General features: G+C 69.0%; 21 protein-coding genes. 5 read left to right on the top strand and 16 right to left on the bottom strand.

The window, feature by feature from the left end:
• Positions 1-13: 13 nt before the first annotated feature.
• From ectB to typA, 9 genes are all read right to left on the bottom strand, one after another.
• Positions 14-1,327: a diaminobutyrate--2-oxoglutarate transaminase gene (ectB, locus tag ACFWQC_RS09465; RefSeq protein WP_378676319.1), complete on the bottom strand. Its 1,314-nt coding sequence runs from the start codon at positions 1,325-1,327 to the stop codon at positions 14-16.
• A gap of 129 nt (positions 1,328-1,456) precedes the next feature.
• On the bottom strand, positions 1,457-1,957 hold the full coding sequence (ectA, locus tag ACFWQC_RS09460; RefSeq protein WP_378676316.1) for a diaminobutyrate acetyltransferase: 501 nt from the start codon (positions 1,955-1,957) through the stop codon (positions 1,457-1,459).
• 113 nt (positions 1,958-2,070) lie between these two features.
• The gene (locus tag ACFWQC_RS09455; protein WP_378676763.1) at positions 2,071-3,069 is read right to left on the bottom strand and encodes a LacI family DNA-binding transcriptional regulator; all 999 of its coding nucleotides are present in this window, start codon (positions 3,067-3,069) and stop codon (positions 2,071-2,073) included.
• Between the two features lie 2 nt (positions 3,070-3,071).
• On the bottom strand, positions 3,072-4,538 hold the full coding sequence (locus ACFWQC_RS09450; RefSeq protein ID WP_378676313.1) for a glycoside hydrolase family 1 protein: 1,467 nt from the start codon (positions 4,536-4,538) through the stop codon (positions 3,072-3,074).
• Complete coding sequence (locus tag ACFWQC_RS09445) at positions 4,535-5,365, bottom strand: carbohydrate ABC transporter permease (RefSeq protein ID WP_378676310.1); 831 nt, start codon at positions 5,363-5,365, stop codon at positions 4,535-4,537. Before ACFWQC_RS09445 ends, ACFWQC_RS09450 begins: the two co-directional genes overlap by 4 nt.
• Positions 5,366-5,441: 76 nt before the next feature.
• A complete protein-coding gene (locus tag ACFWQC_RS09440; RefSeq protein WP_378676307.1) occupies positions 5,442-6,434 on the bottom strand; it encodes a carbohydrate ABC transporter permease in 993 nt (330 codons plus the stop codon).
• Positions 6,435-6,437: 3 nt separating this feature from the next.
• The gene (locus ACFWQC_RS09435; protein ID WP_378676304.1) at positions 6,438-7,730 is read right to left on the bottom strand and encodes an ABC transporter substrate-binding protein; all 1,293 of its coding nucleotides are present in this window, start codon (positions 7,728-7,730) and stop codon (positions 6,438-6,440) included.
• Positions 7,731-7,890: 160 nt separating this feature from the next.
• Entirely contained in the window at positions 7,891-8,724 is an 834-nt protein-coding gene (locus ACFWQC_RS09430) for a ketose-bisphosphate aldolase (protein ID WP_378676301.1), read from the bottom strand.
• A 76-nt stretch (positions 8,725-8,800) separates the two neighbouring features.
• Positions 8,801-10,693, bottom strand: coding sequence for a translational GTPase TypA (typA, locus tag ACFWQC_RS09425; RefSeq protein ID WP_378676298.1), 1,893 nt, complete (start codon positions 10,691-10,693; stop codon positions 8,801-8,803).
• Positions 10,694-10,792: 99 nt separating this feature from the next.
• Between typA and ACFWQC_RS09420 the strand changes: the two genes are divergently transcribed.
• The gene (locus tag ACFWQC_RS09420) at positions 10,793-12,088 is read left to right on the top strand and encodes a M4 family metallopeptidase (protein ID WP_378676295.1); all 1,296 of its coding nucleotides are present in this window, start codon (positions 10,793-10,795) and stop codon (positions 12,086-12,088) included.
• 10 nt (positions 12,089-12,098) lie between these two features.
• Here the strand turns inward: ACFWQC_RS09420 and ACFWQC_RS09415 are convergent, their stop codons facing one another.
• Both ACFWQC_RS09415 and ACFWQC_RS09410 read right to left on the bottom strand, forming a co-directional pair.
• On the bottom strand, positions 12,099-12,788 hold the full coding sequence (locus ACFWQC_RS09415; protein WP_378676293.1) for an aspartate/glutamate racemase family protein: 690 nt from the start codon (positions 12,786-12,788) through the stop codon (positions 12,099-12,101).
• A gap of 104 nt (positions 12,789-12,892) precedes the next feature.
• On the bottom strand, positions 12,893-13,636 hold the full coding sequence (locus ACFWQC_RS09410; protein ID WP_378676290.1) for an SDR family NAD(P)-dependent oxidoreductase: 744 nt from the start codon (positions 13,634-13,636) through the stop codon (positions 12,893-12,895).
• A gap of 146 nt (positions 13,637-13,782) precedes the next feature.
• Here ACFWQC_RS09410 and mshA point away from each other — a divergent pair, with 146 nt between their 5' ends.
• Positions 13,783-15,039 (top strand): D-inositol-3-phosphate glycosyltransferase, encoded by a 1,257-nt coding sequence (mshA, locus tag ACFWQC_RS09405; RefSeq protein ID WP_378676287.1) that lies wholly within the window; start codon positions 13,783-13,785, stop codon positions 15,037-15,039.
• On the top strand, positions 15,036-15,581 hold the full coding sequence (locus ACFWQC_RS09400; protein WP_378676285.1) for a YbjN domain-containing protein: 546 nt from the start codon (positions 15,036-15,038) through the stop codon (positions 15,579-15,581). Before mshA ends, ACFWQC_RS09400 begins: the two co-directional genes overlap by 4 nt.
• Here the strand turns inward: ACFWQC_RS09400 and ACFWQC_RS09395 are convergent.
• A complete protein-coding gene (locus ACFWQC_RS09395; protein ID WP_378676282.1) occupies positions 15,578-16,480 on the bottom strand; it encodes a DMT family transporter in 903 nt (300 codons plus the stop codon). The genes ACFWQC_RS09400 and ACFWQC_RS09395 overlap by 4 nt on opposite strands.
• A 194-nt stretch (positions 16,481-16,674) precedes the next feature.
• A complete protein-coding gene (locus tag ACFWQC_RS09390; protein ID WP_378676279.1) occupies positions 16,675-17,658 on the bottom strand; it encodes a GlxA family transcriptional regulator in 984 nt (327 codons plus the stop codon).
• Between the two features lie 71 nt (positions 17,659-17,729).
• Between ACFWQC_RS09390 and ACFWQC_RS09385 the strand changes: the two genes are divergently transcribed.
• A complete protein-coding gene (locus ACFWQC_RS09385; RefSeq protein ID WP_378676276.1) occupies positions 17,730-19,043 on the top strand; it encodes an MFS transporter in 1,314 nt (437 codons plus the stop codon).
• Between the two features lie 5 nt (positions 19,044-19,048).
• On the opposite strand, the gene ACFWQC_RS09380 is transcribed toward ACFWQC_RS09385, so the two are convergent.
• The 3 genes from ACFWQC_RS09380 to ACFWQC_RS09370 all read right to left on the bottom strand — a co-directional run bounded on the left by ACFWQC_RS09380 (position 19,049) and on the right by ACFWQC_RS09370 (position 22,370).
• Complete coding sequence (locus tag ACFWQC_RS09380; RefSeq protein ID WP_378676273.1) at positions 19,049-20,338, bottom strand: hypothetical protein; 1,290 nt, start codon at positions 20,336-20,338, stop codon at positions 19,049-19,051.
• Positions 20,339-20,467: 129 nt separating this feature from the next.
• Entirely contained in the window at positions 20,468-21,145 is a 678-nt protein-coding gene (locus tag ACFWQC_RS09375) for a response regulator transcription factor (RefSeq protein WP_008360778.1), read from the bottom strand.
• Positions 21,146-21,212: 67 nt separating this feature from the next.
• Entirely contained in the window at positions 21,213-22,370 is a 1,158-nt protein-coding gene (locus ACFWQC_RS09370) for an ATP-binding protein (RefSeq protein WP_355020913.1), read from the bottom strand.
• A gap of 120 nt (positions 22,371-22,490) precedes the next feature.
• On the opposite strand from ACFWQC_RS09370, the gene phoU reads away from it, so the two are divergent.
• A complete protein-coding gene (phoU, locus tag ACFWQC_RS09365; protein WP_378676269.1) occupies positions 22,491-23,141 on the top strand; it encodes a phosphate signaling complex protein PhoU in 651 nt (216 codons plus the stop codon).
• Positions 23,142-23,206 lie beyond the last annotated feature (65 nt).

Genomic DNA, 23,206 nt, shown 5'->3' with positions numbered 1-23,206 from the left:
GGGTCGGGGGAGGTCAGGCGGGGACACCGTCACCGAGGACGGCCGCGGTGGCCTCCTCGAGGACGGCAAGACCGCGGGCGAGCTCCGCGGAGGTGATGGTCAGCGGGGGCATCGTCTTGAGCACCTCGTCCTCGGGCCCGGAGGTCTCGACCAGCAGGCCCCGCTCGTACGCCGCCGCCGCGATCTTCCCGGCCGCGCTGGCATCCGGGAAGGCGATGCCGGTCAGGAGGCCGCGACCGCGGACGGCCGCACCCTCGTACCGGTCGGCGATCTGCGTCAGCCCCGCGCGCAGGTCGGCGGCCTTCGCTTGGACCTCCTTCTGGAAGGAGTCGTCGGCCCAGTACCGCTCCAGCGCTGCCCGGCCGGTGACGAAGGCGAGGTTGTGACCGCGGAAGGTGCCGTTGTGCTCACCGGGCTCGAACTGGTCCAGCTCGGGCCGGATCAGGGTCAGCGCCATCGGTAGGCCGAAGCCGGAGATCGACTTCGACAGGCAGACGATGTCGGGGGAGAACCCGGCCTCCTCGAAGCTGAAGAACGTGCCGGTACGCCCGCAGCCGGCCTGCACGTCGTCGACGATCAGGATGATGTCGTACTCGCGGCACAGGTCCGAGAGCGCCTTGAGCCACTCCAGGCGGGCGGCGTTGAGGCCACCCTCACCCTGGACGGACTCCACGATGATCGCGGCCGGCTTGTCGACGCCGGAGCCACTGTCCTGGAGCACCCGCTCCAGCCACATGAAGTCGTCGACGGCACCGTTGAAGTAGTCGTCGTACGGGATCTTCGAGCTGTTGGTCAGCGGGATGCCTGCGCCCTTGCGCTTCATCGAGTTGCCGGTCACGGCCAGCGAGCCGAGCGTCATCCCGTGGAACGCGTTGGTGAACGAGAGCACGTGCTGGCGGCCGGTCACCTTGCGGGCCAGCTTGAGCGCGGCCTCGACGGAGTTGGTCCCGGTCGGGCCGGGGAACATCACCTTGTAGTCGAGGTCGCGCGGCTCGAGGATCAGGTCGGAGAAGGTCTGCAGGAAGTCCCGCTTCGCGCTGGTGTGCATGTCCAGCGAGTGCAGGATGCGGCCCTCGCGCAGGTAGTCGAGCAGCGGGTCCAGCAGCGCGGGGTTGTTGTGCCCGTAGTTGAGCGCGCCGGCGCCGGCGAAGAAGTCCAGGAACTCACGTCCGTCCTCGCTGGTGAGGGTGGAGCCCTGGGAGTGGGTCATCACGGCTGGCCAGCTGCGGCAGTAGCTGCGGACCTGCGACTCCAGTGAGTCGAAGATCGCGGTGCCGGCGACGGCCTGAGGCGTGTCGGTAGGGGCGGGTTCGGTGGTCGTCGTCATGGACATGACACCTCCGTGTGTCGTCGATCCCGGTACGCGGGCGCGCACAGCGCCCGGCGGACCGGGGTGCGGTTCGGTCGGATCGTGCGGACAGATCGTGCGGACAGATCGTGCGGACGGATCGTTCGGTCAGAACGGGCCGATGCGGAACAGCAGCTCCGCGTCGTGCCCGTCGGGGAACATCGCGGCCTCGAAGAGCGGCGTGCGCTCGATCGGGGCGTTGCGTGCGCTCGCGAACGAGGTGAACAGCGCGATCGAGGCGCTGTTGTCGGCCGTGATGGTCGTCTCCAGGTGGCGTACGCCGTGGTCTACGGCCAAGCGGTCGACGAGCGCGTCGAGCATGCGGCGGGCCAGGCCCTGGCCGCGGTGCGCCTCGTCGACGGCGACCTGCCAGATCATCAGCGTCTCCGGATCGTCCGGACGCCGGTAGCCGGTGACGAATCCTCCTGGATCGTCATCGATGGTCGCGATGAGCGACGTCTTCGCGAAGTCGCGCGCCCACAGCAGGTAGGCGTAGGAGGCATTGACGTCGAGTACCCGAGATTTCGTTGCCATCCGCCACAGGTGCTGACCGTCCTCGAGGGCCGGTGAGCGGAAGTCGACTCGGGAAGCCGACTCCGGGCGGGGCACGCTGCCAGTCGAATTGCGATGTGGCATCGCGTCAGGACGCTAACAGCCTTGCGGTAGGCATGCCCGGATCGCGTCCGCACTCCGATATGCGGGCGGACGAGCGGCGCGTCAGGTCAGGCAGACGTACGCCGCACCAGCTCGGGCGCGAAGACGACGCGCCGCGGGATGGTGGTGGTGCCGTCGAGCTGGGCGAGGAGGAGCCGGGCAGCCTCCTCGGCCATGTCGCCTATCGGGTTCTTGACCGTGGTGAGCGGGGGAGTGGTGCGCTCGGCGATGCCGAGGTCGTCGTAGCCGACGACCGCGACGTCGTCGGGGACACGGCGGCCCGCCCGGCCGAGGGCGCGGAGCGCGCCCGCGGCCATCAGGTCGGAGGCGACCATGAGGCCGTCGATGTCCGGATGGCTGCCCAGCAGGATCTCGCAGGCGGCCTCGCCGCCGTCCTCGGTGAAGTCGCCCTCGACGGCCGCGTCGGCGGCGAGCCCGGCAGCGTCCAGGGCGGCCCGCCAGCCGGCGACCCGGTCGGCGCCCGCGCTCATGTCGGCGGGGCCGGTGATGGTGCCGATCCGGCGGCAGCCGCGGTCGATGAGCACCTGGGTGACCTCGCGGGCGCCGGCGAAGTTGTCGGTGTCGGCGTAGGAGACCCGGTGGGCGCCGGTCCACGGGCGGCCGACGAAGGCCGCCGGTATGCCGAGGTCGGCGACGTGGTCGGCGAGCAGGTCGCTGCGGTGCGAGGAGACGACGATGGCGCCGTCGATGTGACCACCACGCAGGTAGCGCAGCATCCGGTCCTCCTCCTCGCCCGGCCGCGCGATCAGGAGGACCACCTGCAGGTCGCGGGAGGAGAGGGCCCGGGTGACGATGCGCAGCGTACGGGCGAAGAACGGGTCGGCGAAGACCCGCTCGTCGGCCTCGGGGATGACCATGGCGACCGAGTCGGTACGCCGGGTCACCAGCGAACGCGCCGCCGGGTTGGGGGTGTAGCCGAGGGTGGCGACGGCCTCGGCGACGGCCTCGGCGGCCTTCGCGGAGACGCGCGAGCCGCCGTTGATCGCGCGCGACGCCGTCGCCCGGCTGACACCAGCCAGCCGGGCGACCTCGTCGAGCGTGGGCATGTTCACGCGCGCGCCGGCACCCGGTTGCTGGCGGCGACATCGGCGAACCAGAGTCCGCTGTCCTTCGGCGTACGCACCTGGGTCTCGAAGTCGACGTGCACGATCCCGAACCGGTGCGCGTAGCCGTAGCTCCACTCGAAGTTGTCGAGCATGGACCAGGCGAAGTAGCCGCGTACGTCCGCCCCCTGCTCCATCGCATCGAGGGTCGCGCGCAGGTGCGTGTCGATGTAGTCGAGGCGGGCGGTGTCGTGCACGGCGCCATCCTCCACCACGTCATCGTAGTAAGCCCCGTTCTCGGTGATGTAGATGGGCGGGGCACCGTACTCACCGCTGAGCCGGGTCAGCAGCCGGGTCAGCCAGACCGGGTCGATCTCCCAGTCCCGGGCGGTCGTGGCGCGGCCCGTGCGCGGGGTGACGAACTCGGCGCCGGGGTAGGGGTTCCCCCGCGGCAGGTCGGAGTGCACGAGCCGACTGCCCAGCACCTGGTCGGGGTCGATCTCGAACGGCTCCGCCGCGATGGCGTTGCCGAAGTAGAAGTTGACCCCGAGCACGTCGAGCGGCGCGGAGATGACCTCCAGGTCGCCCTCGAGAACCCAGTCCTGCCACTGACGGCCCTGGAAGGTCAGACCCTCGGTGTCCGCGGCCAGGTCGTCGGCGTACTTGCCCCGGAACAGCGGGTCGAGGAACACCCGGTTGTGCAGACCGTCGATCCGCCGGGTCATGTCGACGTCCTCGGGACGGTCGGCGTCGTAGGGGTCGACGACCGTCGGGTTGAGGGTGATGCCGAGGGACTTCCCGTTCTCCGGCGTCGCACCGCGGCTACGCAGCTCGTTGACCACGAGGCCGTGCCCGAGCATGAGGTGGTGGGCCGCGACGATGCCGGCCACACCCTCTTGGCGACCCGGCGCGTGCTGGCCACCGGAGTAGCCGAGGAACGCCGAGCACCAGGGCTCGTTCAGCGTCGTCCAGTTGTCGACGCGGTCGGAGAGTGCGTCGTAGACGGTCGTGGAGTACTCCACGAACCGGTAGGCGGTGTCACGGCTGGTCCAGCCGCCCTGGTCCTCCAGCGCCTGCGGCAGGTCCCAGTGGTAGAGCGTGATCCACGGCGCTATCTCGGCCTCGAGCAGCTCGTCGACGAGACGGCTGTAGAAGTCGAGCCCCGCCTGGTTGACCTTCCCGCCGTCGGGACGGATCCGCGGCCACGCCGTCGAGAACCGGTACGAAGCCAGGTTGAGGCGCTTCATCAGCGCGACGTCCTCGGGAACCCGGTGGTAGTGGTCGCAGGCCACCTCGCCGGTGTCGCCGTTGAGGATCGCCCCCGGAACCTTGGTGAAGGTGTCCCAGTTGCTGGGCGTACGTCCGTCTTCGTCGATGGCTCCCTCGATCTGGTAGGAAGCCGTCGCCGCACCCCAGAGGAAGTCCTGGGGAAACGTACGCTCGGCGCGGGCTGGGTTTGTCGAGAGATTCATCCCTTGACGGCTCCTTGCATGATGCCGGACACCAGGTGGCGGCCGGTGGCGATGAACAACAGAAGTAGGGGCACGGTCGCGAGGATCGTTCCGGCCTGGACCAGCGCCATGTCGGCGTGCCCCTGTCCGGGCGCGACCTTGAGCGCGTCCAGTGCGGTCTGCAGGGTCTGGACGTCGGAGCCCTGCAGCACGATCAGCGGCCACATGAAGTCGGTCCACACCTGCATGAAGGTGAACAGGCCGAGGATCGCCATCGCGGGTCTGGCTGCCGGGATGGCGACGGTCCAGAACGTACGGATCATGGACGCGCCGTCGACGCGGGCAGCGTCGATGAGCTCGTCGGGGATCGCGTCGACGAGGTATTGCCTCATGAAGAAGACACCGAACGCGGTCACCACCCACGGCAGGATCACGGCGGCGTGGGTGCCGGTCAGGCCGAGGTTGGAGAACTGCTTGAGCATCGGCACCAGGGCCAGCTGCGTCGGCACCGCCAGGGTGGCGACGACGAAGATCATCCCCGCGTTGGAGCCGCGGAAGCGGAGCTTGGCGAAGGAGTAGCCGGCCAGGGTCGAGAAGAGCACGACCGAGGCTGCCGAGATCCCGGAGATGATGATCGAGTTGAGCAGCGCCGACCAGAAGTCGATCTGGTCGAAGACCCGGGCGGCGTTCTCGAAGAAGTGCCCTCCCGGGACCAGCGGCGGAGGCGACTGGATCGCCCGGTGCCGGGTGACCGAGCCGATGACGAACGACCAGTACAGCGGGAACGCCGAGCCCAGCAGGAATGCCGTGAGCAGGCCGTAAACGAGGAATCCGGGACGCCTGCTCATGCCACCGCCTCCGTGGCGCAAGCGCCAGAATACGGACGCGGTGTCCTGAGGTTGATTGTCGCTCGCTGACGCTCGCTCATCTGAGGTTCCTCCGTTGTACGGCCCGGGTGACCAGGAAGTTGACCAGGGCGATCCCCACGATGATCAGGAACAGCACCCAGGCGGCGGCGGCCGCACGTGGGTAGGGGTTGGTCGTGGTCTGGGCGGTGTTGAAGACGTACATCGTCAAGGTCGTGTACTGGAAGTCGGATCCACCCTGGAAGCGCAGGTTGGTGTCGAAGATCCGGGGCTCGGTGAAGATCTGCAGGCCACCGATGGTCGAGGTGACGATGACGAAGATCATCGTCGGCCGGATCGAGGGCAGCGTGACGTGGAAGAACTGCTTCACCTTGGAGGCGCCGTCGATCTCGGCCGCCTCGTAGAGATCCCGCGGGATCGCCTGCATGGCGGCGAGGATGATCAGCGCGTTGTAGCCCGTCCAGCGCCAGTTGACCATGGTCGCGATCGCGGTCCAGCTCGCGAACCGGTCGGCGTGCCACGGCACCTTGTCGAAGCCGAAGCCGTCGAGCGTCTGGTTGATCAGGCCGGTGCCGTCGGCGAAGATCGCGCCGAAGATCATCGCCGACGCCGCAGGAGCGACCACGAAGGGCAGCAGGATGCTCATCCGCCACAGGGTGCGGCCCCGGAGCCGGGTGTCGAGCAGGGCGGCGAGGATCGTCGCCACCATGATCTGCGGCACCGAGGAGAGCAGGAAGATCCCGATGGTGTTCCAGAAGGCCTTGCGGAAGACAGAGTCACCGAGAACGTGGGCGTAGTTGTCCCAGCCGACCCACGGGCCGACCTCGGAGCCGTAGGCGGGCCAGGAGAAGAAGGACAGGTAGCCGGTGTAGAGCATCGGGTAGAGCCCGATGATCAGGAACACCAGGAAGAACGGCGCGACGTACAGGTAGGGCGAGAACTTGAAGTCCCACCGGGAGAGCCGGTTACGCCACGCCTGGCGGCGGGGTGCTGCCCCGGTCGAGGGCGCCGGGGTGGCGTTCTCGACCGGGGCAGAGGTGGTGGTCGGCATGGATCAGGACATTCCTTCGACGCCCTCGACGAAGGTCGCCCACGACTTCTCGGGGTCGGTGCCCTCGTCGACACGTCGGATCGCCTGCTGGAAGAGACCCAGGATGTCGGAGTACTTGTCACCCTTGAACGGGACACCCGCCGGCACAGCCTCCGCGCGGCTGGCGAGGATCTGCGAGGTGGGGGCGTTGTTGAAGTAGGGGTCGGTGGCGTTCTCGTCGGCCAGGACCGTCTGCGCCTCCAGGTTGGCCGGGAAGTTGCCGGCCACCTTCGACGCGGCCACCTGGGACTCGGCGGTGGTCAGGTAGTTGGCGAACTCCTTGGCCTCGTCCTGGTGCTCCGACTGCGCCGGGACGGCGAGGTAGGAGCCACCCCAGTTGCCGCCGCCGCCGGGGAAGGCGTCGACGATGTCCCAGCCCTTCACCTCGGGCGCGGAGTCCTTGATGTTGGCGAACATCCAGCCCGGGCACGGGATGGTGGCGAAGCCGTCGTTGGTGAAGTTGGCCGTCCAGTCCTCGCCCCACTGCTCGACCTTCGTCGACTGGGTGGAGGCGTACTGCGAGACCGTGTCGTAGACCTCCCGGAGCTCCGGGTTGTCGACGTCGATCTTCTGGTCCTTGGTCTGGAAGGGGTACTCGACCTGGTTGAGCATCGCCTGGGCGATCGCGCCGCTGGAGTCGTACCAGGCCGTCTTCGGCATCTTCTTCTTGAACTGCTCGCCGGTGGCGAAGTAGGTGTCCCAGTCCTTGAAGAGCTCCTTCACGGCCTCGCGGTCGCTCGGGAGGCCGGCCTTCTCGAAGAGGTCGGCGCGGTAGCAGAACGCCTCCGGGCCGGCGTCGGTCGGATAGCCGATCTGCTTGCCGTCGGCCGTCTGGCCCTCGAGGTACTTCGACTCCATCCAGCGGCTGTCGAGCTCCTTGTCGGTGAGGTCGACGAACTGCTCGGAGGCGCCCTCGGCGACGAGCGCGGGCATCATGTCGCCCTCGATGCCGACGATGTCGGTGAGACCCTCGCCCGACTGCAGGCCGGTGGTGAGGCTCTGCTTCCAGGTGTCCCACTCGGCAACGACGGTCTGCTTGACCTTGAAGGGGCGATCAGGGTCGGCGTTCCACTGCTCGATGAGGTCGCCGTAGCCGAACTCGCTGAAGGTCGTGATGGTCAGGGTGTCGTCCTTGCCGAGCTTGGCCTGCTCGCCGGTGTCGTCGCTGCCGCCGCAGGCCCCGACGAGGCCAGCGACGAGAGTAGCGACCGCGCCGGCGGCTAGGCCGCGGCGCCAGGACTTGGAGATCTTGGACACGGGGTGCTCCTGCACGTCTGTGTGGGGAGTGAGAGCGCTTCCACTCTCGGGATTACGGAGAGTGTGAGTGTGCTCACATAGCTGTGTCAAGAGGCGCGCTGGTAACGATTTCGTGTGTGTGGGAGCGCTTCCACCAAAATGGGGAAACCGGAGGCGTCGCTCAGCTCGAGATGACGGTGAGCAACCGGGCGGCCTCGGCGGCCATCGCGTCGCGGCCGGCACCGAGGTAGCGGCGCTGGTCGACCAGGGCCGGGTCGGCTTCGAGGGTCTCGCGGACCGCGGCCGTGAAGGCCTTGTTGAGCTGGGTGGCGACGTTGATCTTCGTCATCCCGGCGGCGATGGCGGCCCGGAGCCCGTCGTCGCTCACGCCGGAGGAGCCGTGCAGGACCAGCGGGACGTCGACGGCGCGGCGGATCGCTGCGATCAGCGACTCGTCCAGGGCTGCGTCGCGGGTGGTCATCTTGTGGCTCGAGCCGACCGCGACGGCGAGGGCGTCGACGCCGGTGCTGGCGACGAACGTGGCCGCCTCGGCCGGGTCGGTGCGTACGCCGGGAGCGTGGACGCCGTTCTTCCCGCCGACCTCGCCGAGCTCGGCCTCGAGGTGGGCGCCGCGGTCATGGCAGCGGCGGGCGACGGCGGCGGTGCGGGTGAGGTTGTCCTCGTAGGGAAGCTGGGAGGCGTCGTACATCACCGAGGAGAAGCCGAGGTCGACCGCGATCCCGACCAGACGCTCGTCGGTCGCGTGGTCCAGATGGAGCGAGACCGGCATCGTCGAGCCGGACGCGACCGCGATCGCGGCATGGGCCAGGGGAGCCAGGCCGCCGTGGTAGCGCACCGCGTTCTCGCTGATCTGAAAGATGACCGGCCGGTTCGCGCTCTCGGCTCCGGTGGCGATCGCCTCGACGGTCTCCAGGTTGATCGCGTTGAAGGCGGCGACGCCGCGGCCTTCCGCATAGGCCGAGCTGATCAGCGAGGCGGTGGTCGTGAGGGTCATGGTCGAAGTGTCGCAGGCAGCCGACGACGAGAACGGCCGCCGACCCTCGAGGGTCGGCGGCCGTCACACAAGCCGGTCAGGACTTGTTGGCCTTGCGCGCTCGGCTCGCGATCTTCCCGCGGTCGTTGGCGTCGAGGACGACCTTGCGGATGCGGACCATGTCGGGGGTGACCTCGACGCACTCGTCCTCGCGGCAGAACTCCAGGCACTGCTCGAGCGAGAGCTTCTTCGGCGGGATGAGCTTCTCGAAGTTGTCGGAGGTGGCGGAGCGGACGTTGGTCTGCTGCTTCTCCTTGGTGATGTTGACGTCCATGTCGTCGGCGCGGGAGTTCTCGCCGACGATCATGCCCTCGTAGACCTCGGTGGCCGGGTCGACGAACATGACGCCGCGCTCCTGCAGCGAGGTCATCGCGTACGCCGTGGCCGCACCGGACCGGTCGGCGACGAGCGAGCCGTTGTTGCGCGAGCGGATCTCGCCGGCCCAGCGGTCGTAGCCCTCGGAGATGTGGTGGGCGATGCCGGTGCCGCGGGTCTCGGTGAGGAACTCGGTGCGGAAGCCGATCAGGCCACGCGCCGGGACGATGAACTCCATGCGCACCCAGCCGGTGCCGTGGTTGGTCATGCCCTCCATGCGGCCCTTGCGGTTCGCGAGCAGCTCGGTGATGGGGCCGAGGTATTCCTCGGGCGCGTCGATGGTCAGGCGCTCGTACGGCTCGTGGATCTTGCCGTCGACCTCCTTGGTGACCACCTGCGGCTTGCCGACGGTCAGCTCATAGCCCTCGCGTCGCATCTGCTCGACCAGGATCGCCAGCGCCAGCTCGCCACGGCCCTGGACCTCCCAGGCGTCGGGACGCTCGGTGTTGAGGATCTTCAGCGACACGTTGCCGATGAGCTCGGAGTCGAGGCGATCCTTGACCAGACGCGCGGTCACCTTCGAGCCCTTGACCTTGCCGACCAGCGGCGAGGTGTTGGTGCCGATGGTCATCGAGATGGCCGGCTCGTCGACGTGGATGAGCGGCAGCGCGACCGGGTTCTCCGGGTCGGCGAGGGTCTCGCCGATGGTGATCTCCGGGATGCCGGCGATGGCGACGATGTCACCGGGGCCGGCGACCTCGCCCGGCTTGCGCTCGAGGCCCTCGGTGATGAGCAGCTCGGTGATGCGTACGTTCTTGACCTCGCCGTCACGGCGCATCCAGGCGACGTTCTGGCCCTTCTTCAGGGTGCCCTGGTGGATGCGGACCAGCGCGAGGCGGCCGAGGAACGGGCTCGCGTCGAGGTTGGTGACGTGGGCCTGGAGGGGCGCGCCCTCGACGTACGTCGGAGCCGGGATGGTGTCCATGATCGTCTGGAACAGCGGCTCCAGGTCCTTGGAGTCGGGCAGCTCGCCGTTGCCGGGCTGCTCGAGCGACGCGACGCCGGCCTTGCCCGAGGCGTAGATCACCGGGAAGTCGAGCGCGTCCTGGCTGTGGGAGTCGTCGAGCAGGTCCATGAAGAGCTCGTACGTCTCGTCGACGACCTCCTCGATGCGCGCGTCGGGGCGGTCGACCTTGTTGACCACCAGCACGACCGGCATGTCGGCGTTGAGCGCCTTGCGCAGCACGAACCGGGTCTGGGGGAGCGGGCCCTCGGAGGCGTCCACCAGCAGCACGATCCCGTCGACCATCGACAGGCCGCGCTCGACCTCACCACCGAAGTCGGCGTGGCCGGGGGTGTCGATGATGTTGATCGTCATCCCCTCGGGCGCGCTCGGCCCGGAGTAGTGGATGGCGGTGTTCTTCGCGAGGATGGTGATGCCCTTCTCGCGCTCGAGCTCACCGGAGTCCATGACCCGGTCGGCGACCGACTCGGCCTCGTGCTCGGTGAAGGTGCCTGCCTGACGCAGCATGGCGTCGACCAGCGTGGTCTTGCCGTGGTCGACGTGCGCAACGATGGCGACGTTGCGGAGATTGGCCTTGAGGATCTCGGACATGTGCGAAGCGGCTCGATTTCTGGCGCGGGACGGGACGTCTGATCTTATCCGCCGTGACCTCCTTGACCTGCATCCGGAGATGACGGTTGGCTGAGGCCCATGACTTCTCGGAAACACGTCTGCCAGATCGTGCCCCCGTATCTCATGCAGCGGCTCGACGCCGGCCGCCTCGACCAGGACAACGCGTTTCGAGCCGCTCGGACCGAGCACCTGACCAGGGTTCTCGCCCAGCGTCCCGCCCCCGAAGCCGGCGAGACCACCGCCGAGGCCGGGGACTGGACCGTCTACACCGCGAACAACGGCACCGACCTGCCGGGGGAGAAGGTCCGCGCCGCGGGGGACCCGGATTCTGGCGACGAGAGCGTCGACGAGGCGGCGACCGGCATCACCGGCTCGCTGGCGCTCTTCGAGGAGGTCTACGGCCGCGACTCCTACGACGGCCAGGGCATCGAGGTCGTGATGACCGTCCATTACGACCGCGACTACGCCAACGCCTTCTGGGACGGCACCCAGCTGGTCTTCGGCGACGGTGACGGCGAGATCTTCCAGCGGTTCACCAAGGCCGTCGACGTGATCGGTCACGAGCTCTCCCACGCGGTCACCGAGCACACCGCCGGGCTCGTCTACCAGGGCCAGCCCGGCGCGCTCAACGAGTCGATGTCAGACGTGTTCGGCTCGTGCCTCAAGCAGCGTCTCCTCGGCCAGAGCGCCGACGACGCCGACTGGATCATCGGCGAGGGCCTCTTCACCGAGACGGTCCAGGGCGTCGGGCTGCGGCACATGCTCGAGCCCGGGACCGCCTACGACGACCCGACCCTGGGCAAGGACCCGCAGCCGGCCCACATGGACGACATCTACGACGGCACCGACGACAACGGCGGCGTCCACATCAACTCCGGCATCCCCAACCGCGCCTTCGCCCTCGCCGCCAAGGCGATCGGCGGCAACTCCTGGGACGGTGCCGGCAAGATCTGGTACGCCGCGCTGACCAGCGGCGCCGTCACGACCGAGACCGACTTCGCGGGGTTCGCCGCGGCCACCATCGCCGAGGCCGGCGAGCAGGCCGAGGCGGTCACCACCGCCTGGTCCGAGGTCGGGGTCACCCCGGCCTCCGGGACGTCCGCGCCTGACGGTGAGCAGCCGACCGTGGTGAAGGTACGCCGCAGCGGCGGTTTCCTGGGACGTACCAAGGAGGGGGCCGCGGAGCTGGCGCCGTCGGCCGCCCACGTGGCCGCCCTGCGCAACCTGGTCGCCGGTGGCGCCGCTCCTTCGAAGCCGAAGGGCGCCGACCGCTACATCTACGAGTTCGAGGTCGACGGCCGGACCGTCGTCGTGCACGAGGGCGACATGAGCCCCGAGCTGCGCGCCGTCGCCAACGAGCTGCTCGAGAGCTAGCTGACCGGCCTCAGGGGAGGGCGCGGTCGAGCGCGGCCTCGACGTGCACGGTGATGGCGTCGAGGATCGGTACGTCGACGTCGCTGGGCCGCACCAGGAGGCTGAGCTCGGAGGCACCGAGGATCACACCGTCGGAGCCCGCGTCCCACAGCTCGTGGACGACCTCGAGGACCCGCTTGCGCGAGCCCGGCACGACGTTGCGGTGGACGAGCTCCTCGTAGAGGATCGAGTCGAGCATCTCCACGTGGAGGGTGTCGGGCAGGTTCACGTCGACGCCGTGGTCCGAGATCCGCTGGGCGAAGAAGTCGTTCTCCACGGTGTAGCGGGAGGCGAGGAACCCGGCCTTGGTGATGCCGAGCTCCTTGGCCTTCGCGGCGAGCTCGTCGGCCAGGTGCAGCACGGGTACGTCGACGGCGGCCGCCACCTCGTCGTAGACCTTGTGGAAGGTGGTGGTGCACAGCAGGATGAAGTCGGCGCCGCCGGCCACCACGCTGCGGGCCGCGGCGATCAGGATCTCGGCGATCTGGTCCCAGGACTCCTTCTCCTGCAGTGCCGTCAGCTCGGCCAGGTCGACGGAGGCCAGCACGATCTTGGCGGAGTGGAGACCGCCCAGCCGCTCCTGGACACCCTTGTTGAGTCCCTCGTAGTAAGCGGCGGTGCTTTCCCAGCTCATGCCGCCGATGAGTCCGATCGTCTGCACTGTTCGAGTGTGACACCGTCGGCTGTCGCGTACTGAATCCTCGGCGTCATCCTCGGCGTCGGTCCGACCTGGACTAGACCAGGTCAGAGGCCGGATCGTGGCGGTCAGCCCTCTCGGTGCACCTTGTGCGGGGCGGCCTGGGCGCGTGGCTTGATGACCAGCTCGTCGATGTTGACGTGAGCCGGACGGGTCGCCATCCACACGATGGCGTCGGCGACGTCCTCGGCCACCAGCGGCTCGGCGACGCCCTGGTAGACGGCGTCGGCCTTCGCCTGGTCGCCCCCGAGACGTACGAGCGAGAACTCCTCGGTCTGGACCATGCCCGGGGCGATCTCCATGATCCGCACCGGCTTGTCGACGATCTCCAGGCGCAGTGCTTCGGTGACCGCGCGGGTGCCGAACTTAGCCGCGTTGTAGCCCGCGCCGCCTTCATAGGCGCGCCGGCCGGCGATCGAGCCGACGTTGATGATCGCGCCTGCTCCCGAGGCGACCAGCGCAGGCAGCAGCGCCTTGGTCACCCGGGTCAGGCCGAGCACGTTGACCTCGAACATCGCCTGCCACTTGGTCAGGTCCGCCTCGGCCACCTTGTCCACACCGAAGGCGCCGCCGGCGTTGTTGACCAGCAGGTCGAGACGGTCGCCGACCGCCTCGACGAGCGCGGCGACGGAGTCGTCGGAGGTGACGTCGGTCGCGATCGCGGTGCCGCCGATCTCCTCGGCCAGGGCCTCGATCCGATCGGCCCGGCGAGCGGCGAGGAAGACGTGGTAGCCCTCCTTGGCGAGCCGGCGGGCGGTGGCGGCGCCGATCCCGCTCGAGGCGCCGGTGACGACAGCATTCTTGGACGACATGGCGCCATTCTCTCGTCGCTCGCTCGACTTTGCCCACCGGGTCCCACGATCGAAGACGGTTCAAGCGGGTTCACGCGGCCGGGAATGATGAGCGAGATCCGATTGTTGAGAGACGGGACCACAGGCGTATACACAAAGGGGCAGGAATGATCCACCGCGTAGCGATGGTCAGTCTGCACACCTCTCCGCTCGACCAGCCCGGCACCGGCGACGCCGGCGGCATGAACGTCTACGTGCTCGAGCTCTCCCGGCGGCTGGCCACCCAGGGCATCGCGGTCGACATCTTCACGCGCGCGACCTCCTCGCGCCTGCCGCAGGTCGTGGAGGCGTACGACGGGGTAGCTGTCCACCACGTCCACGCCGGGCCGTTCGAGGGGCTGGCCAAGGGAGATCTTCCCGGGCAGCTGTGCACGTTCGCGCGTGAGGTGCTCCGCGCGGAGGCGTCCAACCCGCCGGGCTACTTCGACGCCGTGCACTCCCACTACTGGCTCTCGGGCCAGGTCGGGGCGCTCTCCCGCGACCGCTGGGGCGTGCCGCTGGTCCACTCGATGCACACGATGGCCAAGGTCAAGAACGAGGCGCTCGCCGAGGGCGACTGTCCCGAGCCCGAGGCCCGGGTGATCGGGGAGGAGCAGGTCGTCGATGCCGCCGACATGCTGATCGCCAACACCGATCTCGAGGCCAAGCAGCTGATCAACATGTACGACGCGGAGCCAGGCCGTGTCGCCGTCGTGCATCCCGGGGTCGACCTGCGGGTCTTCCGTCCGCGCGGGCGGGCCGCGGCGCGTGCCGCGCTCGGGCTCCCGGCCCGGGCTCACGTGCTCCTCTTCGCCGGTCGCATCCAGCCGCTCAAGGCTCCCGACGTACTCCTGCGGGCGGCCGCGGTCATGCTCGCGCGTGACCCGTCGCTGCGCCGCAACCTCGTCGTCCCGATCGTCGGCGGTCCCTCCGGCTCCGGTCTGGAGCACCCGACCGTGCTGGTCGATCTCGCCGCTGAGCTGGGGATATCCGATGTGGTCCGGTTCGTCCCGCCGGTGCGCCAGGACCAGCTCGCGCTCTGGTACTCCGCCGCCTCCGTCGTCGCCGTCCCCTCCTACAACGAGTCGTTCGGGCTGGTCGCCGTCGAGGCCCAGGCCTGTGGCACGCCCGTCGTCGCGGCCGCGGTCGGCGGCCTGACCACCGCCGTGCGCCACGGCCGCAGCGGTCTCCTGGTCGACGGGCACGACCCGGCGCGGTGGGCCGACGCGCTCACCAACGCCATCGCCTCCCACTCGCGCTGGTCCGCCCTGGCCGACGGAGCCCGCGAACACGCCCAGGACTTCTCCTGGGATCTCACCGCACGCAATACCCTCGAGGTCTATGAAGACGCCAAGATGTCGATGCGTGAGGAGCTGACGGCATGAGTGAGCGCCAGCGGATGACTGCGGATTCGCGGGAGGACCTGGAAGAGGTCGTACGCGGCTGGCTGAAGTCCAACGACCTGACCTGGGAGGAGACGTCGCAGCCGTCGGGCGACCTGATCTTCTCGTTCTCGCTCCCGGGCGAGCGGAAGCTGCAGACGCCGGTCCGGCTCGACCTGGGACAGCATGCGTTGGGCGTGCACGCCTTCGTCTGCCGCCGGCCCGACGAGAACTTCGAGACCGTCTACCGCTGGCTGCTCGAGCGCAACCTGCGGCTCTACGGGGTCGCGTTCGGGCTGGACCGGCTCGGCGACATCTACCTCGACGGCCGGCTGCCGCTGGCGATGGTCGCCGAGGACGAGCTCGATCGCCTGCTCGGCTCGGTCCTGACGTACGCGGACGAGTCCTTCAACACCATCCTCGAGCTCGGCTTCGCCTCCTCGATCCGCAAGGAATGGGAGTGGCGCAAGCTGCGCGGTGAATCCACCGCCAACCTCGAGGCGTTCCGGGGCTGGCTGGAGCGTGAGGAAGACCCGAAGGACTAGCGCGGCTGGCGGCGGGTGATCAGTACACCCGCGATGCACATCGCGCCACCGATGAAGGCGAGCGCCGGCGGCACCTCGTCGAGCACCAGCCACGCCATCAACGCGGTGATGAACGGCACCAGGAACGTCGACTGCGCGAACTTGCCGGCATCTGAGTGGGACAGGGCGTAAGCCCAGGTCACGAAGGCCAGAGCGCTCGGGAAGAGGCCGAGGTAGACGATCCAGCCGATGTCGCCGACGCTGATGTCGGGGATCGTGGTGGCCAGCTCGAACGACCAGGGCAGGCAGATGACGAGGCCGGCGATGGCGTACCAGAACGTCAGCAGCAGCGCGCTCATCGTCGGCAGCAGCTTCTTCTGGGTGAGGACACCGACCGCGAAGGTGAGTGCCGCGACGACCGAGAGGGCGACGCCGATCCAGTCGCCGGTGTCACCGTTGGCCGAGGCGCGGCCGATGACGACGACTCCTGCGAAGCCGACGCCGGTGCCGATCAGGATCCATCTGTGGATCGTCTCCTTGAGCACGAGGCCCGCCAGCAGGGCCACCACGATCGGGCCGACCTGCACGATCAGCGCCGCCGTCGCCGCGTCGATCCGGCGCTCGGACTCGTTGAGCGCCAGGTTGTAGACGCCCAGCCACGACGCACCGCCCAGCGCGATCAGAGGCCACTCCTTCCGGGTCGGCAGCCGGAACCCGCCCTTGATCGCGAGGTAGATGCCCAGGGCCGCCACCATCACCACCAGCCGCCCCAATGACAGGCTTCCCGGGGGCACCGTGTCGCCCAGGTGCCGGATCCCCACGAAGGCCGATGCCCACAGGACCAGCGTGATCCCGCAAGCGACGAGTGGCTTCCAGAGCGGCGTGGTCGCAGCGGGCGCGGGGCTAATCGTCGTCGTCACGATAAAAGCGTAAAGATCCACGCCCTGGCGCGCGAGCGGATAACGGTCATCGATGTTCGACATCCCGCCATCTCGTCCTCGCCGAGGCGTCAGCCCCGTCGGTCGAAAAGTCACGGGCGTCGGCCGAGACGTCGCTCGCGTCGGCCGAGAGGTCACGTCGGTGCCATCTCGGCCGACGGGGGTGACGCTTCGGCTCAGCCGCGGAAGGTGCGGCGGTACGCGGTGGGGGTGACGCCGAGGGCGGCGTGGAAGTGGAGGCGGAGGGACTGGGCGGTGTTGAGGCCGCAGCGGGCGGCCACCTGCTCCATCGAGAGGTCGGTGGTCTCCAGCAGGTTGCGGGCGAGCTCGATGCGCTGACGCTGGAGCCAGCGGCCGGGGGAGTCGCCGGTCTCGTCGCGGAAACGCCGGGTGAAGGTGCGTACGGACATCGAGACCTGGGCGGCCATCGACTCCAGGCTGAGCGGCTGGTCGAGGTGAGCGAGGGTCCAGGCGGTCGCCGCCGAGATGCCGGTGCCGCCGGGGGCAGGTGCGTGGTGCCGGATGAACTGGGCCTGGCCGCCGTCGCGGTGGGGAGGTACGACCGTCACCCGGGCGACGCGGTTCGCGATCGCGGCGCCGTGGTCGCTGCGTACGACATGCAGGCAGAGGTCCACGCCGGAGGCCACGCCGGCGGAGGTGAGGATGTCGCCGTCGTCGACGAAGAGTACGTCTGGGTCCAGCTTGACCTGCGGAAACAAGGCGCGGAAGTCGTCGGTGTGCGCCCAGTGGGTGGTGGCCGGACGACCATCGAGGAGACCCGCGGCGGCGAGCGCGAAGGCGCCGGTGCAGATCGACATGATCCGGGTCCCGGGGCGGATCATGTCGAGCGCCTCCTTCAACGGCGCCGACAACACTCCGTCCGAGACCGTCGGGTAGTCGCGGCCGAACTTCGGGATCACGACGGTGTCCGCGTTCGCCAGCACCTCGGGCCCGTGCGGCGCGAGGACGACGACGTCCGAGTCCGACTGCACCGGTCCGGGGCCGCCGGTGGTGCAGGTGACGACCTCGTAGAGCAGTCGGTCCTCGCTGTCGCGGGCCTTGCCGAAGATCCGGTGCGGGATGCCGATCTCGAACGGGATGAACCCGTCCTGGATCAGCACCGCGACCCGATGCGGAGAAGCCACCCGTACGTCGCTCATGGCTGGATCTTAGCGATAGATGTCAATCAGGCCACTGTCTGGAGCGGTGTCGATCCGGAAGGATCATCCCCATGAACCTTCGACAGGCTCAGGACGCCGCCCAGACGACGACCCCGCCGCCTGCCGGCAGCGCAGCCGCGCGCCGCCCCCGCATCCACCCGGCCTGGTGGGTGGCCGCCGTCGCCTTCGTGACCATCGTGGGTGCCGCCGCCTTCACCGCGGCACCGGGCCTCCTGGTCGATCCGCTGAACGAGGACTTCGGCTGGTCGCGAGGAACGATCGGGATCGGGATCACGCTCCAGCTCGCGCTCTACGGTCTGACCGCGCCGTTCGCCGCCGCCCTGATGGACCGCTTCGGGATCCGTCCGGTGGTGGCCGTCGCGCTCACCATGATCACCCTCGGCTCGCTCAGCACTGTCTGGATGAGCCAGTCGTGGCAGTTCGTCCTCGGCTGGGGCGTCCTCGTCGGCGGCGGCAGCGGCTGCATGGCGCTCGCCTTCGGCGCGACGATCACCACCCGCTGGTTCGAGAAACGACAGGGCCTGGTCAGCGGTCTGCTGACCGCCGGCGGCGCCTCGGGACAGCTGATCTTCCTGCCGGTGCTGGCAATCCTGATCGGGGAGTACGGCTGGCGGGCCGCCTCGGTCACGATCGCCCTGGTCGCTGCCGCAGTGATCCCGTTCGTGTTGCTGCTGCTCCGCGACTACCCGGCGGACATCGGCATGGCGCCCTACGGCGCCTCGAAGATCGTGCCGCGGCCCGCGTCCGCGACCGGCGCCGCGCTACGGACCGTGCGCGTGCTCGGGATGGCGATGCGTACCAAGGCCTTCTGGCTCCTCGCCGGTGCCTTCGCGATCTGCGGGATCACCACGAACGGCCTGATCAGGACCCACTTCGTGCCCGCCGCGCACGACCATGGGATGGCCACGGTCGCGGCCGCCTCGCTGCTCGCCGTGATCGGGATCTTCGACGTCGCCGGGACGATCTTCTCCGGCTGGCTCACCGACCGCTTCAACCCCGTGGTGCTGCTCGGCGTCTACTACTCGCTGCGCGGGATCTCGCTGATCTTCCTGCCGATGCTGCTCTCGTCCGAGGTACACCTGCCGATGGTGTTCTTCATCGTCTTCTACGGCCTCGACTGGGTCGCCACCGTGCCGCCCACGCTCGCGCTGTGCCGCGAGATCTGGCCCGAGGACGCCCCGATCGTCTTCGGCTGGGTCCTCGCCTCCCACCAGGTCGGAGCCGGTCTGGTCGCGTGGGTCGGCGGCGTCGTACGCGATGTCACCGGGTCCTACGACCTGGTCTGGTACGCAGCCGGCGCCCTGTGCGCCGCCGCCGCGTTGATGTCGCTCGTCATGCCGCGCGCCCCTGCGGTCCAGTCATAACGCATTCAGCCGCCGGGGCACTCGTCGCTGTCGCCGCCGGAGTAGCAGACATGTGCGCCGGGTGGCGGCTCGGGATCGACCCGCTCGGAGGTGGGCCGCTCTGGGGCAGGCCGCTGCCAGTCGATCGCGGGCACAGCGAACAGAACCGCGCTCACCGCGACGATCAAGGCGACGACCAGGTGTGAGACCACGCCGGCCACCGAGCGTCGCAGGACCGCCAGCCCGAGGGCTCCCAGCGATGCCAGCGCCATCAGGACGAGGACGACTCGGTAGGTAATCACGTTCTCGGCCGGCGGTGGTCCGCAGGACCCCGCTCCGGCGAAGCAGAAGTAGGAGTCGAAGACGTTGGCCAGGGCGACGAGGACGAGCACCAGCGAGAGCCCGACGAGCGCGATCTCGATCCAGCGGGACCGAGGGCTGAGGCGTACCGGCTCGTCGTCCGTCTGCACCTGCGGCTCCTCGACGGCGTCCGGCGAAAGCGCCTGCGCACCCGCCCGGCGGTCGAGGACCCGCCGTACGACGACGACCACGAGTGCGATCACGACCGACCACCCGAGCAGAGACGGCTGGTGCGCGCCGGGTGTCATGAAGATGTCGGATGCGTAGGCGAGGAACTCGCCGAACAAGACATCGGGGTGCTCCTCGATGCCGTACCCGGGACGGATCATCGGCCCGATCGCGGTGAGGGCGATGATGACGGTCTGGACCGTCCACACTCCTGCGAGCACGACCGGCCAGGTCAGGAGCGCGAGCAGCCCGCGTGGTCCACGGTCGACGCTCAGCACGAGGACACCGGCCAGCACCGGAACCATCAGCCATACCCACCAGTGCGACGTCGTGGGCGGCACGGCTTGACCGAACCAGCTGTACGCAGCACCGACCAACGGAGCGAGAGCGAGACTGCGCAGCCAGGTCGGTCCGAGCGAGGCCACGAGACCCAGCGCGACGGTCACGACCGTGACGAGCACCGTGAGCAGCTGCAGCCCGCGGAGAACGAGCTCGATGTACAGCCCACGTTCTCCCAGCACGTGGATGGTGGCGAGAGCGACCAGAGCGACCCCACCGCTCGCCGCAGCGATCGCCGCCGCCGGCCAGTCGCGCCGGACCGCGGCCGCAGCGCCGCCGAGCGTGCCGGCGACGATGGCGAGAGCGACCAGCTCGCCCATGGCCGCGGCGTCGAACGGCGACGCGTCAGGAAGCAGCCCGGGCAGGAATCCGACGAGCCAGGCAAGCGCGGCGAGCAGGACGATCGCGATCACCGGGATCGGGGGCCGCCGGGTGTGGGAGAGAGTCACCCCCGAATCCTGCAGGAACACCGTCGTGCAGCACATGAGTTCGGACACTCAACCGGGCAGGCGTGAATAGATCGTGGGAGTCGTGAGGTCAGCCTGTGACCTCACGACTCCCACGTCGGGAACGACTTCCTACAGGTCGAGCTTGTAGCCCAGGCCTCGAACCGTCACCAGGAACTTCGGCTCGGACGGGTCCGGCTCGAGCTTGGCGCGCAGGCGCTTGACGTGTACGTCGAGGGTCTTGGTGTCGCCGACGTAGTCGGAGCCCCAGACGCGGTCGATGAGCTGGCCGCGGGTGAGGACACGGCCGGGGTTGCGCAGGAACATCTCCAGGAGCTCGAACTCCTTGAGCGGCAGGCGCTGCTCGTTGCCGTCCACGGTCACGACGTGGCGCTCCACGTCCATCCGGACGGGTCCGGCCTCGAGGGTGGCCGGGGCCGCGTCGGGCTCGGTGCCTCGGCGGAGGACGGCTCGGATCCGGGCGACGAGCTCGCGCGGGGAGTAGGGCTTGGTGACGTAGTCGTCGGCGCCGAGCTCGAGGCCGACGACCTTGTCGACCTCGTCGTCCTTGGCGGTCACCATGATGACCGGGACCGACGAGGTGGCCCGGATCTGCCGGCACACCTCGGTGCCGGAGAGGCCGGGAAGCATCAGATCGAGCAGCACGATGTCTGCCCCGTTGCGGTCGAACTCCTTCAGAGCGTCGGTGCCGTCCTCGGCGACAGCGACCTCGAAGCCCTCCTTGCGGAGCATGTAGGACAGTGCCTCGCTGTAGCTGGCTTCATCTTCGACGACGAGTACCCGGGTCATGCGGGGTCCCCGGGAAGTTGTTCGCCGGAGGAGCGAAGCGGGGGAGGCGAAGAACTTGCTGGGGTGCTCAAGGGCGTTCCTCCTTGCTTGTGCCGGACTTCCCGGCAGTTGGTAGGTGCTGGGGCAGGGTGAGGGTGAAGGTGGAACCCTGACCCTCCTGCGACCAGACCTTGACCTCGCCACCATGCGTAGCGGCGACGTGCTTGACGATCGACAGGCCGAGCCCGGTGCCGCCGGTGGAGCGGTGCCGCGCCGGGTCGACGCGATAGAAGCGCTCGAAGATCCGATCGATCTCCGTGGACGGGATCCCGATGCCCTGGTCGACCACGGAGATCTCGACGGAGCCGTCGGTCGCGCGGGTCGAGACGGTCACGGTCGAGCCCGGTTCGGAGTAGGCGACCGCGTTGGAGACCAGGTTGGTGACCGCGGTCGAGACCTGCTCGTCGTTGCCGAAGACGTGCAGCCCGGCCGTGCCGGCGCTGACCACGTTGATGCCCTTGGCATCGGCGTCGACCGTCGAGGCGTCGACAGCGGCCGCGATGACCTTGTCGACGTCGACCGCGATGGGTGCCTCCAGGGGCTCGTCGCCCTGGAGCCGGGAGAGCTCGATGATCTGCTGAACGAGCGCGGTCAGGCGCTCGGACTCGGTGATCATCCGGTTGGAGAAGCGGCGTACGGCCTCGGGGTCGTCGGAGGCCTCGGTGACCGCGTCGGCGAGCACTCGTATCGCGCCGACGGGCGTCTTGAGCTCGTGGCTGACGTTGGCGACGAAGTCGCGGCGTACGGCCTCGACGCGGCGCTCGCGGGTGCGGTCCTCGACCAGGGCGAGCGCCAGGCGGGTGCCGAGCGGAGCGACCCGGGCGGTGACGTGCCGCGAGGCTCCGTTGGCGCGGGAGATCACCAGCTCGGTCTCCCGGATCTGGCCGTCACGGCGCACACCGTGGACGAGCTCGGAGAGCTCGGGCGAGACCAGCGAGGTGCCGCGCACCAGACCCAGGGCGTACGCCGGAGCGCTGGCCTTGAGCACCGTGTCGTGCTCGTCGACGACGACCGCGCTGCTGCGCAGCACCGAGAGGACCGCAGCCACCTCGGAGGGAACCTTCGGCGGCTCGACCTCGGGGATCCGGCGGCGGGAACGTTCGCTCATCGCCCACGCAAGCACCGCCGCTCCGGCGACGACAGCGCCGAGGAGCGCAGCAAGAAAGGCCTGCGTCGTCGAGTCCACACGATCAGGGTAAGCCCATCAAACACCCAAACTTCGCCTCTGGACGTCTCCGCGCCGAACGTTCACCGTCGGTTCACTCGGGATGAAGACCAGTACATCTCGTGTGTCTAGGATCGGCCCATGCGCGCTGCTTTCCATGAGGACCTCGATGCCATCTTCACCGATCTCACCAGTGTTTGTGAGCTGGTGTCGGTGGCCGTACGCGACGCCACCACCTCTCTCCTCGAGGCCCGCAACGACCTCGCCGAGCAGGTGATCGACAAGGACGTCGAGATCGACGACGCCCGCGAGCGCATCGAGGAGAACGCCCTCGAGCTGCTCGGCCTCCAGTCGCCGGTCGCCGGCGACCTGCGCGTGGTCGTCGCCGCGCTGCGGATGATCTCCGACCTCGAGCGGATGGGCGACCTCTCCGTCCACGTCGCCAAGATCGCCAGGCTGCGTACGCCGAACAAGGCCGTCCCCGAGCTGGCTCAGCCGACCATCGCCAAGATGGCCGAGATCGCCCAGCAGATGGTCGAGCGCACCTGCGAGATCCTCCGCACCCGCGATGTCTCCGCTGCTCAGGACCTGGTCGCCGACGACGACGAGATGGACCAGCTGCGACGCAAGTCCTTCGCCGAGCTGCTGGGCCAGGACTGGACCCACGGCGTCGAGCCCGCCGTCGACGTGGCTCTCCTGGGCCGCTACTACGAGCGCATCGCCGACCACGCCGTCACGGTGGCCAACCGGGTCGTCTTCGTCGTGACCGGCGAGACCCCCGCGGACTCCTGACCCGCCGAGTCGGCTCGTACTGACCGAAGATCCCGCCGGGTCGGCTCGTCAGGACGAGCCGACCC

The sequence above is a fragment of the Nocardioides sp. NPDC058538 genome (assembly GCF_042719275.1).
Taxonomy (GTDB): domain Bacteria; phylum Actinomycetota; class Actinomycetes; order Propionibacteriales; family Nocardioidaceae; genus Nocardioides.
This window is presented reverse-complemented; position numbering and strand designations above follow the sequence as displayed.